The sequence below is a fragment of the Stenotrophomonas sp. MMGLT7 genome, from assembly GCF_021168555.1.
In the GTDB taxonomy this organism is placed as follows: Bacteria; Pseudomonadota; Gammaproteobacteria; order Xanthomonadales; family Xanthomonadaceae; genus MMGLT7.
In genome coordinates this window covers 106,636-120,927 of record NZ_JAJOZS010000011.1, presented here as the reverse complement: position 1 = coordinate 120,927, position 14,292 = coordinate 106,636, and the positions used below count along the sequence as shown (strand labels likewise).

Annotated in this window: 8 protein-coding genes and 2 tRNA genes; 6 read left to right on the top strand and 4 right to left on the bottom strand. The window is 72.8% G+C overall.

What is annotated here, in order from left to right; genetic code table 11:
* From LRX76_RS13985 to LRX76_RS13965, 5 genes are all read left to right on the top strand, one after another.
* The coding region (locus LRX76_RS13985; protein ID WP_231806233.1) for a MoxR family ATPase at positions 1 to 579 on the top strand (579 nt) is incomplete at its 5' end.
* A complete protein-coding gene (locus tag LRX76_RS13980; RefSeq protein ID WP_231806230.1) occupies positions 579 to 1,490 on the top strand; it encodes a DUF58 domain-containing protein in 912 nt (303 codons plus the stop codon). The genes LRX76_RS13985 and LRX76_RS13980, both read left to right, overlap by 1 nt.
* Entirely contained in the window at positions 1,487 to 3,202 is a 1,716-nt protein-coding gene (locus LRX76_RS13975) for a hypothetical protein (RefSeq protein ID WP_231806228.1), read from the top strand. The genes LRX76_RS13980 and LRX76_RS13975 overlap by 4 nt, the downstream gene beginning before the upstream one ends.
* A 9-nt stretch (positions 3,203 to 3,211) precedes the next feature.
* Positions 3,212 to 5,701 (top strand): VWA domain-containing protein, encoded by a 2,490-nt coding sequence (locus LRX76_RS13970; RefSeq protein WP_231806226.1) that lies wholly within the window; start codon positions 3,212 to 3,214, stop codon positions 5,699 to 5,701.
* Positions 5,698 to 11,322, top strand: coding sequence for a hypothetical protein (locus LRX76_RS13965; protein WP_231806224.1), 5,625 nt, complete (start codon positions 5,698 to 5,700; stop codon positions 11,320 to 11,322). Before LRX76_RS13970 ends, LRX76_RS13965 begins: the two co-directional genes overlap by 4 nt.
* A gap of 161 nt (positions 11,323 to 11,483) precedes the next feature.
* Here LRX76_RS13965 and LRX76_RS13960 read toward each other — a convergent pair.
* Both LRX76_RS13960 and LRX76_RS13955 read right to left on the bottom strand, forming a co-directional pair.
* Positions 11,484 to 11,557 (bottom strand) — tRNA-Cys (locus LRX76_RS13960).
* Positions 11,558 to 11,637: 80 nt separating this feature from the next.
* Positions 11,638 to 11,713 (bottom strand) — tRNA-Gly (locus tag LRX76_RS13955).
* A gap of 236 nt (positions 11,714 to 11,949) precedes the next feature.
* Between LRX76_RS13955 and LRX76_RS13950 the strand changes: the two genes are divergently transcribed.
* Positions 11,950 to 12,933, top strand: coding sequence for a hypothetical protein (locus LRX76_RS13950; protein ID WP_231806222.1), 984 nt, complete (start codon positions 11,950 to 11,952; stop codon positions 12,931 to 12,933).
* 212 nt (positions 12,934 to 13,145) lie between these two features.
* On the opposite strand, the gene LRX76_RS13945 is transcribed toward LRX76_RS13950, so the two are convergent.
* A complete protein-coding gene (locus tag LRX76_RS13945) occupies positions 13,146 to 13,859 on the bottom strand; it encodes an LrgB family protein (RefSeq protein WP_231806220.1) in 714 nt (237 codons plus the stop codon).
* A complete protein-coding gene (locus tag LRX76_RS13940) occupies positions 13,849 to 14,271 on the bottom strand; it encodes a CidA/LrgA family protein (protein ID WP_231806218.1) in 423 nt (140 codons plus the stop codon). Before LRX76_RS13940 ends, LRX76_RS13945 begins: the two co-directional genes overlap by 11 nt.
* Positions 14,272 to 14,292: the final 21 nt, after the last annotated feature.

The window sequence follows — 14,292 nt, the reverse complement described above, 5'->3', positions numbered from 1 at the left end:
GAGAAGCAGGTCACCGTGGGCCGGCGCACCATCGCCATGCCCGAGCCGTTCTGCGTGATGGCCACGCAGAACCCGGTGGACCAGGAAGGCACCTATCCGCTGCCGGAGGCGCAGCTAGACCGCTTCCTGTTCAAGCTGGTGGTGGGCTACCCGAGCGAGCAGGACTACCACGCGATCATCGACCGCACCACCAGCGGTCAGGCGATCGAGCTGTCGGCGGTGACCGATGCGGCGACGCTGTGCCGGCTGCGCACGGTGGTGCGGCAGGTGCCGGTGCCGGAGGCGGCGCAGAGCTACGCGATCCGGCTGGTGATGGCGACGCAGCCGCACAGCGCGTACGCGCCGGCCTCGGTCAACGCGTCGGTGACGCTGGGGGCCTCGCCGCGCGGCATCCAGGGGCTGATGCTGGCGGCCAAGGTGCAGGCGCTGCTGGATGACCGCTTCGCGGTGGCGGTGGAGGACATCAAGGCGGTCGCGCTGCCGGTGCTGCGCCACCGCCTGGTCACCAACTTCCACGCCCAGGCCAGCGGTATCGGCGCCGACGACCTCATCGCCGACGTGCTGGCGGGCATTGCCTGATGGCCGCGCCCGGGCTGACGTTCGACGAACTGTTTGACGCGGAGTTCCTGCGCCGGCTGCAGGGGCTGTCGCTGCGCGTGGCGCAGGCGCAGAAGGGTGGACGCCTGGCCGAGCAGCGCACCTCCGCCCGCGGCCGCGGCTCGGAGTTCGCCGATTTCAAGCCCTACGTGGCCGGCGACGACATGCGCGCGATCGACTGGAACATCTACCGGCGGCTCGGGCGGCTGTTCGTGCGCGTGTTCGAGGAGCAGCAGGACATGCCGGTGTACTTCCTGGTGGACGTCTCGGCCAGCATGTTCCTGGAGCAGCCGCCGCGCATCAATGCGGCGCTGCGCGCCACGCTGGGGCTGGCCGCCATCGCCCTGGGCCAGCATGACGCGGTCGGCCTGCTGCCGTTCTCCGAGCGCCTGTCGCCGCAGGTCAAGCTGCTGTCCGGGCGCAACAACCTGATGCGGGTGGCGCGCCACCTGGTCGAGTACGAGCCCGCCGGCGGCACCGCGCTGGTGGCCGCGCTGGAGCGGCTGGGGCAGCTCGGGCTGCGCCGCGGGCTGGTGGTGGTGGTCTCCGATTTCTTCGACCCGGCCGGGATTGCGGCGGTGGTGGCGGCGATGCAGCGGCTGCCGCACAGGCTGCTGCTGGTGCCGCTGGTCAAGGCATACGACGCCGATCCGGCACTGCATCCGGCGCTGCACGGCGACGTGCTCATCGACGATGGCGAGTCTTCCCCCGGCATCGAGCTGTCGCTGGACCCGGCGCTGTTGCAGCGCTACCGGCAGGCCTACCGGGACTTCGAGCGGCAGTTGCTGGACTTCAGCCGCAGCCGCGGTGCCGGCCTGCTGCGGATCGATGCCGATGGCGACGTGCTGGAGCAACTGGCGGGGCCGTTCGGGTCCGGGGAGCTGCGGCTTTGAACTTCGCCCACGCTTCGCTCGCGGTGGTGGCCGGCGGCGCGGTGCTGATCGCCGCCGGGCTCTATGCGCTGCAGCGGCTGAAGGTGCGCCGCCGCGTGGTGCGGCTGCCCGCGGCGATGCTGTGGCGGCAGGTGGTCCGCGATGCACCGCCGCGCGTGCTCGCCCGGCGCTTCCGCTACTTGTGGGCCTACCTGCTGTCGCTGGCGATCGCGCTGTCGCTGTGGCTGGCCGCGGCCGGGCCGCAGCCCGGGGCCACGCAGGATGCACGCATGCAGGTGTTCTACCTGGATGCCTCGGCGTGGATGACCGCGGGCGACGACTTCGCCGACGCCCGGCGGGCGCTGCTGGCCGATGTCGCCGCGGTCCCGGCGGCTGCGCGCGAGGTGCGCCTGGGCGACCTGCACGACAGCCCGCTGCTGCTGCCGGGCGAGCCGCTTGCGCTGCTGGCCAGGCGCCTGGACGGGGTACGCGCCGAGGCGCACCCGTCGGCATTCGGCCGCTGGATGGCGGATCAGCGCCCGCGTGACGGAGCGGGCCTAGTCGTGCACTACTACGGCGCGGCGCAGGTCGCGCGCCGTGCGGCCGCGCAGTTGCCGCCGCAGGTCGAACTGATCCCCGCCCACCTGGCCGCGCCGCTGGCCGGCAACCGCGGCATCGTCAACCTCGGCGTGGCGCCGGCCGGCTCCGGCCGGTGGGACAGGGTGGACGTGCTGGTTGAGACCGTGGCTGCCGGCATGCCCGCGGTCGCGCCCGACGGCCTGGGCTTCGCCCTGGACGGCAAGCAATGGCGGCCGTCCGCGGTGCGGGCGCTGGGGCCGGGCAGGCTGCTGTTGCAGGACGTGGCCGCCGCCGGCGGCGAGCTGCGGGTCGAGCTGCGCGATGGCGACGACTTCGGCGCCGACGACAGCGCCGGCATCCGGCTGCCGCAGCGGCAGCGGATCAAGGTCGCGCTCGGCGAGGGCGTACCGCAGGCGGTCCGCGACCTGGTCGCGGTCGACCCGGCGCTGGAGCAGGTCGCCGCCGCGCAGGCGCAGGTGCTGGTGCGCCTGCAGGAATCGGCGCAGGAGCCGGGCCGGCCGGCACTGGTGCTGACCCGCGCCTCCTCGCAGCCGAGCGCATTCGTCTTCGCCGCCGCGCAGGACGAACAGCGCGAACTGGCCGACAACCTGCAGCAGCTCGGCCTGAGCCAGGAACAGAACGCCGCGCTGGCCGGCCAGCTCGGTCGTGCGGTCGGCGTGGACCTGGTGGCCGCGCCGCAGCGTTCGGTGGCGGTGTGGCGGGAGCTGTTCGAGCCGCCCTCGGGTTTCGTGCAGTCGCGCGCGATGCCGGTGTTCGTCTCGCAGAGCCTGCGCTGGCTGGCGCAGCCGCCCTGGTGGAGCCCGTTCGCGCAGGCGGGCCAGGCATTGCCGCAGCCGTCCGGGCTGCAGGCGCTGTCGCGGCACCCGGCGCTGGCCGCGCGCGGCCTCGGCGATGCCGTGTACCTGCCCGCCGCCGGCCACTACCAGCTCGGCGGCGAGCGCCTGGAGGTGTCGCTGCTCGATCGCGGGATCAGCCTCGGCGTGGCCTCGGCGCCGCCGGCGGCGGCCGCAACAAGGCCGCCGCGGCCGCTGGTCACGGCCCTGGCAGGTCATTGGGCCACGTGGCTGCTGCTGGCCGCGGCCCTGCTGCTGGCGCTGGAGTGGCATCTCCTGCAACGCGGCCGAATGCCCTGAGGAACCGCCATGGACATCACCTTCCAGTATCCCTACGCCGCGTTGTTGTTGCTGCTGTTGCCGCTACTGTGGCGCAGCGCGGCACCCGGCACCCGGCGCACGCACCTGCTGCTGCGCGCGGCGGTCTTCGCCTGCATCGTCGCCGCGCTGATGCAGCCGAGCCTGCTGTACCGCAGCGCGCATGCCAGCCGGGTGTTCGTGCTGGACCAGGGACAGCACCTGTCCGAGGCCGGGAAGCGCAAGGCGCGCTCGGTGCTGGAGACGCTGCTGGCGCAGGTGCCGCGCGGCGACGAGGTGACCCTGGTGCAGCTCGGCGGCACCGCGCCGGATGTCGCCGTGCAGCGGCGGGTGCTGCTGGACGAGCGGCACGGCGAGGCCTCGCTGTCGCAGGCGCTGACGCAGGCGCTGCAGGCCATCCCGCTGGGCGGCGACGGCTCGGTCAGCGTGATCAGCGACGGGCTCGCGCGCGACCGCCACTGGGGCAGGGCGATCGCCGGGCTGATCGACCGCGGCATCCCGGTGGACACCGTGGCGCTGGATGCGCCCGCGCGCGCGGCCTTCATCGGCGACGTCCGCGCCGCGCCGGTGCGCGCCGGCGAGGCGGTGCAGGTCGCGGTGGACATCGAGGGGCAGGGACAGGGACTGGTGCTGGCCCTCTACCGCGGCGAGCGGCAGGTGGCGGTGTCGTCGCCGTTCGCTGCGCAGGGGCGGACCCGACTGACACTGGGCTTCCCGGCCGGGCCGGCGGGCTTCGCGCCGCTGCGGGCGGTGCTGGCCGATGCCGGCGGCGCGGTGCACGACCGCTTCGACACCGTCCTCGCCATCCAGGACCCGCTGCCGGTGCTGTACCTGGGCAGCCGCGCGGACGCGGCGGGGCACCTGCAGCGGCTGCTGGGCGAGGGCTTCGCGGTCGAGCAGCCGCCGCTCGATCGCCTCGGCGCGGACTTCGATTTCTCCGGCTACGGTGCGGTGTTCGTCGACGACCTGCCGCCGTCGCGGCTGCCGGCCGCGCTGCAGCGCGGATTGGCCAAGGCGGTGACCGACGATGGCGTGGGCCTGGTCTACAGCGGCGGCGCGCCGGCGTTCGGCGGTGCGATGGAGGCGGCGATGCCGCTGGCCGGGCTGCTGCCGGTCCAGACCCGGCAGGACGAGCAGGTGCAGATCCCGAGCGTGGCGCTGGTGATCATCATCGACAGCTCCGGCTCGATGGTGGGCGCGCCGATGGAACTGGCCAAGCAGGTCGCGCGGCTGGCGGTGCGCCGGCTCAGGCCCGAGGACCGCGTCGGCGTGGTCGAGTTCTACGGTGCCAGGCAGTGGTCGGTGCCGATCCAGCCGGCGCGCGATACCGCCGACGTCGAGCGCGCCATCGGGCGGATGCAGGCGCAGGGCGGCACGCAGCTGTTCCCGGCGATCCAGGAAGCCTACTTCGGCCTGAAGGACACCGACGCCCGCTACAAGCACATGCTCGTGATCACCGACGCCGGCGTGGAGGACGAGAACTACCAGCGCCTGCTGCGGCACATCGCCCAGGACCGCATCAACGTATCCACCGCGCTGGTCGGCAACGGCCAGGGCGAGGAGCGCATGGCCGAACTGGCCAACTGGGGGCGCGGGCGCTTCTATGCGATCGCCGACGAATCGAGCATGGTCGAGCTGGACCTGAAGCAGCCGCAGGCCCGCCCCGCGTCCGGCTACCGGCAGGGACGCTTCCCGGTGCGCACGCAGGCCGGCCAGGCGTGGTGGCAGGGGATGCAGCTGGCCGGCATGCCGGCCCTGCGCGGCTATGCCAGCGTGACGGCGCGCGACGATGCGCAGACGCTGCTGACCGTGGCCGATGGCGAGCCGCTGCTGAGCAGCTGGCAGTACGGCGCCGGCCGCGTGAGCGCGCTGATGACCGAGCCGCTGGGGCAGGGCACCGGCGGCTGGCAGCAGTGGCCGGGCTACGGCCAGTGGCTGGCGCGGATCGTCGCGCACACGGCCAGGCAGCAGCCGCGGCTGGAGCTGCAACTGCAGCGGCGCTTCGACCGCCTCGACGTGCAGGCGCGGCTGTCGGCCGCCACGGCCGGGCAGATGCCGAGCCTGCGCTTCGTCGATGCCGAGGGCCGGCCGCTGCAGGACGCGCCGGCACCGGCGACGCTGCTGGAAGAACGGGCACCCGGGCTGTTCGTGGCCGAGCTCGACTTCGATCCGGGGCGCGACGCGCTGGCCGAACTGAGCCTGGGCGGCGAACGCCTGCGCGCCGCCGACCGGGCCGGTTCCGACACCCGTCCGCCCGACCGCCTCACCAGCGCCTTGCCGCTGGCGGCCCTGGCGACGCTGACCGGCGGCCGCCACGGCACCGATGCGTCGCCGCCGCCGGCGCGCCGGCACGGAGGCTGGTCCGTGCTGGACCTGGGACCGTGGCTGGCGCTGCTGGCATTGTTGTCCTACCTGGCCGAACTCGCCTACCGCCGCTGGCCCGGCGGCCCGCTGCCGCAGATTCAGGACCGCACGCGATGAAGTACCCCTGCAAATCCCTGGCGCTGGCACTGGCACTGGCACTGGCGCTCGGCAGCGGCCACGGACTGGCCGCCGCGGCCGACGATGCGGCGCTCGCGCGCCTGCTGAACGGCTCGCGGCTGGATGTCGCCGCGACCGACCGGATCTACCGCCATGCGCTGCTGTCCGATGCCGGGGTGGACGGCCTGTACCGGCGGCTGGATGCGATCTCGCAGTCGGACGCGGCCAGCGGCGAGCGCGCCATGGCGCTGCTCGCCAGGGCCTACATGCAATGGCGGCAGGGCGATGGCGCGCAGGCGCTGGCCGCCGTGGAGCAGGCGCTGGCGCTGGCGCACGGCGTCGATGCCTGCCTGCTCAAGGCGCGCCTGCTCGACGCCCGCGGCGACACCGCGGCGGCGGCGGACTGGTACCGGCAGGCGCTGGCCGGCAGCCAGGACCCGGCCGAGCAGGAACTGCTGCGGCTGCGGCTGGCGCTGCTCGACGGCAGCGACCCGGCGGCGGCGCTGTCCGCGCTGGCACGGCAGCGGCCGCAGCCCTACCGCAATCGCGCCGCGGTGGTGCTGGCGCTGCTGGGGCAGCCGCAGCAGGCGCTGGCGCTGTACCAGGTCGATGCCCAGGCCGGTGATGCCTATGCGCAGCAGGTGCGCGCCGCCGGCTGGGCGATCGCCGCGGGCCAGCACGCGGTCGCCAGGGAGTACGCGTGGGCGGCGTTCGGACACGCCGGCAATGCGATCGACCAGCGCTATGCGCTGGCGCTGCTGATGGAGTCCTACCGCAGCGAAGGCACGCTGGCGGCCGCCATCGGTTTCCTGCAAGCGCAGCCGCCACGGCCCGAGCTGGAGCAGGCCACGGTGGACGCGCTGCTGGAACTCCAGCGCTACGACGCGGCCATCGCCCTGGTGCGCGGCTCGCGCAATCCCGAGCTGCGCCAGCGCCTGCCCGGCATCCTCGAACTCGCCGGCCGGCGGCAGGACCTGGCGGCCGAATACCGGCAACTGATCGCGCAGCAGCCGCACCGGCTGGAGTGGTACGGCGGGCTGGCCGCGCTGTACATGGCCGAGGGCGACGAGGCGCAGGCGCTGGCGGTGTACCGGCAGGCGTTCGCCGGCAACCGTGGCCGTACCGGCGTGCTGGTCGCGGCGGCGCGGCAGATGGCGGCGATGGGCCTGCAGGAGCAGGCGCTGGAACTGCTCGGCAGCGCCGGCGATGCGCCATCGCTGGCCATCGAGACCGGGTTCTTCCGGTTCGACACCCTGCTGGCGCAGGGCCAGGACGCGCAGGCGGCCCAGGCCCTGCGCGAGCTGCAGCGGCGGGTGGCGGCCGACGACCCGCTGCTGGTCGAGATCGCCGACGGCTACGAGCGCCTGCAGCAGCCGCAGCAGGCGCTGGAGGTCCTGCTCGGGCTGGAGCGCCATCGTCGCCAGGCGCTGGACTACGACCTGCAGGTCCGCATCGCCGATCTGGCGTTAAAGACCGGCCGCGCCGAGCAATCGCTGGCGCGCTGGCGCATCCTGTGGGCACAGGCGCGGCTGCCGGCGCGCCGCAGCTACCTGGAGCGGCAGATCGTCAAGGTCGCGCGCAGCCTGGGCAGGCTCGACGAGCTGGCCGATGGGCTGGAGGCCCAGCTCGCGCGCGGCGAGGTGCAGCGCAGCGGGCTCGACCTGCTGGTCGCCGTCGCCCTGGCCCAGGACGACCGCGCCCGCGCCGAGGCGGCGGTGACGCGCTACGCCGGTGCCGGCAGCGCAGACCGGGTGCAGGGGCTGCAGCAGCTGGCCGACCTGTATGCGCGCCTGGGCGATGCGCCGCGGTTCGAGCAGACCCTGCGGCGCCTGGTCCAGGCGGACCCGGAGAACGCCGAGCTGTACCTGCGCAGGCTGGCGCTGAGCACCCTGCGGCAGTCGCCGCGCAGCGCCGTCGACGAACCGGAGTCGGTGCAGGTGCAGCGGGTCGAGCAGCTGCTGGCCGGGCTGCAGCCCGGCGCCGGCCACGACAGTGTCGAGGACAACCGCTTCGCCGCCGGCGTCTACGCGATGGCCGGCCTCGACGACCAGGCCATCGCCGGCTATCGCCGCGCGCTGGCGCTGGCGCCGGACGACGCCGACAGCCTGCTGCAGGTCGCCGACCTGCTCGGCAGGCGCCAGCGCGGCGGCGAGGCCGCGACCATGCTCCAGTACGTCGCCGATTCCGCCGCCGAGCAGAAGACCTTCGCGCTGGCCATCGACGCGCTGGCCGGCGTGTTCGCCGCCGAGCCGGTCAACCCGCGGCGCGGCGACGACCGCGCGCAGTCGGCCGGCCGCGTGCTGGGCTGGGCGCAGCGCAGGGTGATGGAGCGGATCGTGAGCGGCGGCGACGACTATCCGCTGTACGCGCTGCTGGCCGACCTGGGCCAGCAGCAGGCCGATTTCGGGCTGCAGCTGCGCGCCTACGACAACTCGCTGGCACTGGCCGGTGAGCAGCGTCCCCTGATCCTGCGCCAGCTGGTCACCCTGGCCTCGGGCTCGACCGACGCCGGTGCCGGGCCGGCGATCGGCGACAACCGGCGCAAGCTCGTGTACGGGCGCCGGCTGATCGCGCTCAAGCGCCAGTTCCCGCCGGACTTCTACGCCGACCTGGGCCGCTCGCTGCTGGCCGAGGGCGATCAGCTGGGGGCCGAGCGCGCGTTCGCGGCCATGACCGACATCGGCGGCCTGGTCGACATCGCCCAGGTCAAGGGCGATGCCTACGCCGGCGAGGGCTATGTGGACCAGGCGCTGGTCAACTACAGCCAGGCCCTGGCCCGCGACCAGGACAACCTGGGGCTGGTGCTGAAGACATCGATCCTGCTCGAGCAGCGCGGCCAGCCTGCGCAGGCCAATCACTGGTACTGGCATGCGCTGCGCATGCTGGTCCTGCGCCAGCCGCTGCAGGACAACGGCCTGGTCATCGACGGCGGGCTGGATGCGCAGCGCTACTATCCGTCCCTGCTCGAAGGCCTGCTGCTGACCTGGCCGGATTCGGTCGCCGCGCAGCGGCAGGTCCTGGACCCGCTGCAGCAGATGTTCGACCAGGCCATGGCGCAGGCCGGCACCGATGGCGGCGAGCACGACCTGCCTTCGGATGCCGACGCGATATTGGCGCGGCACCTGCGGCTGCAGCTGATCCTGTCGATGAGCCGGCGCATCGCCGAGTACCGCCAGGACTTCGCCCAGGTCGATGCGTTCGAGGCGGCGGTGTCCGCCCGCTTCGGCAACGATCCGCAGCAGCGCGCCGATACCGCCTACTACCGCCAGCTCACCGGTCGCGCCGAGCCGGCGCCAGCGGCCTCGACCGACTGGGTGACGCAGGGGCTGGCGGCGCAGGCCGGCATCGGCGGCCAGGCCAGCAACGTCGGCCTGGCGCTGGCGGTGGCGGCCGCCAGCGAGGACGGCGCCCAGGTCGGCGCCCTGATCGAGGCCGCGCTGGCAGCGGAGGCCGAGTGGAAAAACGCCCACGGCCGCGATCCGCAGGCGGCCGATCCCGGGCCGGACACGCTCTACCTGCTGATCGTGCAGGGCATGAACCGGTTGCCGCGCGGCATGTTCCTCGAACTGCTGTTCAAGCCGCTGGACGCCTCGCCGTTCCGCGACGAGGTGCTGTTCAATCTCTATCGCGGCGCGCCCGGCAGCTACCGGCAGCTGGAGCGCCTGGTCGGTGCGCCGCTGCTGCAGGACGACACCCTGATCCAGCTGCTGGTCGAGCGCGGCAACGACCCGCTGCCGTATCTGGCCGACCGGCACGCCCGCGGCGGTGCGGACGGCGGCGGCCCGGAGGAACTGACCGCGCGCTTCGGCGCCGATCGGCAGATCACCCTGTACGAGCGCTTCGGTGCCCGTGCCGCCGAAGGCAAGGGACGCTCGGCGTTGCAGCACACCCTGGTCCTGCAGCTGCTGAAGCAGCCGCTCGACGCGCGCCAGCAGGCACGGCTGGCGCAGGCCCTGGACCGCGACATGGATTCCCCGTCCGAAGGGCAGGACGGCAGCGCCGCCTTCTTCCTGGACAACCTGCTGGTCCTCGATTGCGACCCGGGGAACCGGCAACTGCTCGTCGCTGCGGCCCGGCGTCTGGGCCGGCGCTACCGCGACGCAGCGCACCTGGAGGACTTCCTCGCAGGCTACTTCGCCGGCGACCGCGAGGCCGCCTACCGGCAACTGCTGGCGCTGTACGCCGACACCGGCGACGCGGGCGGAAACTACGCCGCGCCGATCATCCGCCGCTTCTTCCCGGAGCAGCGCCAGCGCAGGGCCGAGCGCTTCCTCGCCGCCGCCGCGCCCAGCGATGCCGAGATCGCCGAATTCCACCGCGAGTTCGTCGTCGCCAGCGCCGAGGACCCGGGGAAGCCGGACCAGGCCACCCTGGTCCGCTACTACCAGAAGCTGGTCGAGGTCGCGCCGGACAACGCGGCATTCCAGGCCGGGCTGCTCGACCTGCGCCTGCGCCAGCGCGACTACCCGGCGTTCAACCGGCAGCTGCAGGCCTACGTCGCGCGCAACCCGGGAGATCGCGAGGCGGCGACGCTGCTGGCGCTCGGCTACCGCCTGCAGGGACAGCCGCAGCAGGCGCTGGAGGTGCAGCAGGCCAGTGGCGTGGACGTGGACGCGGCGGCGTGGATGGTGCAGATGCTCAACAAGGCCAACGCGCCGCGCCAGGGCGCCGAGCCGGATTTCGGCCGGCTGTTCCTGCAGGTCTATGGCGACTACGAAGCGGCCCGGCCCGATGCCGCGGTGGTGCAGGCGGTGGCCGCACAGCGCCGCATCGATCGCCAGCGCGCCGACGGCGGGATCGAACTGCAGCCGCTGGCCGAATCCTTCGCCGCTGCTCCCGACGGCGCGGCCGCCGTGCTGCGCGGGCTGTGGCGCAACGCCAGCGAGGAGGAACGCCGGAAGCTGCTCGATACCCGCTTCGACCTGCACGGAAGGCCGCAGGCGGATGACGACGGCGGACAGGTGCCACCGCGCGACGAGGCGCGGCCCGCCGGCGGCGAGGACCTGCTGGCGGCCATGGCCGCGTCGCCGGCGGTCGGGCGCGAGTACGAAGCCTACCTGCGCGGGTTGCCGCCGCAGCAGCGGCAACGTCAGCAGCGGCTGTACGCGCTGCTGGCGCAGAGCCTGCAGGACCAGGGCCAGGCCCAACCGCGGATGGCGCAGTTGCTGGGCGAACTGGCGGCCAGGACCATCGGCGGCCACGATCTGCAACTGCTGGCCACCCTCGCGGTACGGTCGCGCACGCCGCTCGATGGCGGCCAGCTGCAGGCACTGGTGGCGCGCCTGCGGCAGATGCCGATGCTGTCGCCGGACCAGCGTGCGCTGTACGCGCAGCTGTTCGCCGCGGCGGGGGACGACGGTACCGCCGCGCAGCTGCTGGACGCGGCGGTGCTGCAGGTGCTCTATCCGGATGCGTCGGGCAGCCCCGGCTACGACCCGGGACTGCGCCCGCAGGCGACCATCGCCGGCATCATCGACAGCCTCGGCCAATGGCGCGATCGCGCCGCCGCCCGCCGCGTCCATGCGCGCCTGCTTCGCCGCATCGACCAGGAGCGCGCAAGCTCGCGGGTGCGCCTGCCGGACCTGCCGGCACCGGCCTGGCTGGACGACAGGCACGGCTGATCGCCCGGCGAGGCCGCACGAGCGCCGTCCATGCCACTACATCGAGGTGGCAGGACCGCGCTTGCGCGCTGGCGGCGGCATCGCTTCGGCGGGCGATAGGTGGCCCTGGATCGCGAAAAAGCAGAAGGCCCGCACTTGGCGGGCCTTCTGTCTGGATCGTTTGGAGGCCTGGGTCGGAATTGAACCGGCGTACGCGGATTTGCAGTCCGCTGCATGACCACTCTGCCACCAGGCCATGGTGGGCAAGTCTATCGGAAAACCTGCCGAAGCGGCTCCGACATAACGAAGCCCCGCGAACGGGGCTTCGTCTGAATCTGGAGCGGGAAACGAGACTCGAACTCGCGACCTCAACCTTGGCAAGGTTGCGCTCTACCAACTGAGCTATTCCCGCATCGGAGGCCGGCATTCTACAGGGGCGTTTGCGTTTGCGCCAGCCTTGCGACGGCGATTGCCGCAGGCCTGTCCGTACAGGCCGCGAACGCAAGGGCGGGCGCTGCGGGAACGCCAAGCCGGACCCCGACTGAACGCCGCGGACCGGATGACACCGGACAACATATTCCCTCCACAGCGGCCGGCGATGATGGCCCATCCCCTGGATCCACCGCCGATCCGCCGAACCCGGTCCCCGTGCATCGAGTCACCTTCGCGCAAGCGCGTCCCCATATCGTCGCCGGCATCGCCACCTGCCTGATCCTGGCGGCGATGCTGCACGTATTGCTGAAGCTGCCGGCGATCCACCAGCCCGGGCGGACGGAGTCGAGGATGCGGCTGGTGCTGCTTGCGCGCGGCCTGCCACCGGAGCGGCCGCAGCTGCCGCGGCCCTCGTCGCCGAGGCCGTCGGCGAACGTCGCTCCAGCGGGCGGCACGAGCCACGCCGTATCGAAGTCGCCGCCGCGCATTCGCGCCGACACCGCCACGCGCGCCGACACGCCTGCCGAAGCACTCACCAACCGGCTTTACACCGCGGACGGCCGGGTGCGGATGGCGCAGGAGGACACCGCGCTGCCGTCCGCGGCGCCCGGGCGTCCGCCGGGATCGGCGGGCGAGGGCACTGCGGATAGTGGCAAGCGGCTGATGGAGCGGCCCAATCCCATCGACTACCGGCAGACGCGTTTCGACAAGGACTGGGCCAGCGACGGCAACCTGATGCAGGTGGCCGACCAGGCGCTGACCGATGCGATGAAGAAACTCCGGCCGAAGTCGGGCGCAGCGCCGGCCGTGGCCAGGCCACCTCCCGACGTCCGCTTCAACCCGGCGCTGCACGAAAGCTCGGCCGAACTCGGCAGCGAAGCCACCGGCGATGCCTACAAGGCCGCGCCGATCGCCTTCGAGAAGGCGCCCGATCTCAAGGGCGGCGCCAGTGGCCGCATCCGCCAGTCGCTGGCGGAGACGGAAAGCCGCTACGCGCGCTGCGGCGGCGAGCGGATCCGCACCCTGCTGGTGCCGGCGCTGGCGCATCTTCGCGCGCTGGAGAGCGTCGAGTACGCGATGGCCAACGGCGCCGACCCGATCCGCGCGGCCAACCTGCTGCCGCGCCAGGCCGACAGCGCCTACGACCTCGCGCGCCGGGCGGTGTGGTACGCGCAATCGAAGCTGGAAGCCTGCAAGTGAGGCCGGCAGTGGATCGCAAGTCCCGCCAGAGGCGGCACCTGCCATCGGAAGAAATCAGCAAACGGCAACCGAGGCTTCCGTCCGCCGTCGTGGCCGGGTCCGCCTTCGCGGGGCAGGAGATCCCTGTCGCGCAGACGTAGGGCAGCCCCAGGCCCGCCCTACGCACGGGACTGCAACCCTCGGTGCCTGGAGAACCTCGAAAAGCATGGCTCTCACAGCAGGCGGATCAGCAGCGGTGCCAGCAGCACGTTGAGCAGGCCGGCCATCACCATCACCAGGCCGGCGATGGCGCCTTCCTCGCTGCCGATCTCGCGGGCCTTGGCCACGCCCATGCCGTGCGCGCCCATGCCCAGCAGCGCGCCGCGCGCCATCGAACTGCGCACCGGCAGGTAGCGCAGCACGATCTGCCCGACCAGCGATCCGCAGATGCCGGTCAGGATCACGAACACCGCGGTCAGCTCGGCCACGCCGCCGACCTGGTCGGAGACCTCCATCGCCAGCGGGGTGGTGATCGAGCGCGGGGTCAGGCTCAGCCGCAGGTCGCTGGAGAGGTGCAGCAGGGTGGAGAGGTACCAGGCACTGAGGATGGCCACCGTGCTGCCGACGGCGACGCCCGCGCCCAGGACCTTCCAGTTGCGGCGGATCAGCTCGCGCTGCTGGTGGATGGGAATGGCGAAGGCGACCGTGACCGGCCCCAGCATGGCCATCAGCCAGTGCGTGCCGCGCATGTAGTCGTGGTAGTTGGCATGCAGCAGCAGCGCCAGCGCCAGCAGCACCAGCGGCGAGAAGATCAGCGGCGAAGTCCAGGCGTTGTGGCAGCGCCGGTACAACGCCTTGGCGAGGTAGTAGATGGCGATGGTCGCCAGGGCCCAGAACACCGGCCAGCCCAGGCCCTGGACGAAGCGCGGGAAGAACTCAGTTGTCATCGCTGCGGCTCCAGCGATAGCACAGGTCCACCGTCAGCGCGGTGCTGGCCATCACCAGCACGGTGCCGGCCAGCACCACCGCCACCAGCTTGATCCCGAGCCAGCCGAGCATCTGCCGGTTGTCGAGCAGGATCATCGCCGCGGGGACGAAGAACAGCAGCATCTCGGCCAGCAGCCAGTCGGCGCCGCGCGTCAGCGCACGCGGCGAAAGCCAGTTGCGCAGCAGCAACACCAGCAGCAGCGCCATGCCGAGGATGCCGGAGGGGATGGGGAGGTCGAATCGGCGCACCAGCCATTCGGCTGCGGCCCATACGGCGACGATCAGGACAATCTGGGCGATACGGCTGCCACGCAGCCGCCTGCGCGCGAGCGGCATCATCGGCCGCAGCACGGAACGATCGGGAATATTCATGAACGACTATATGCGACACTC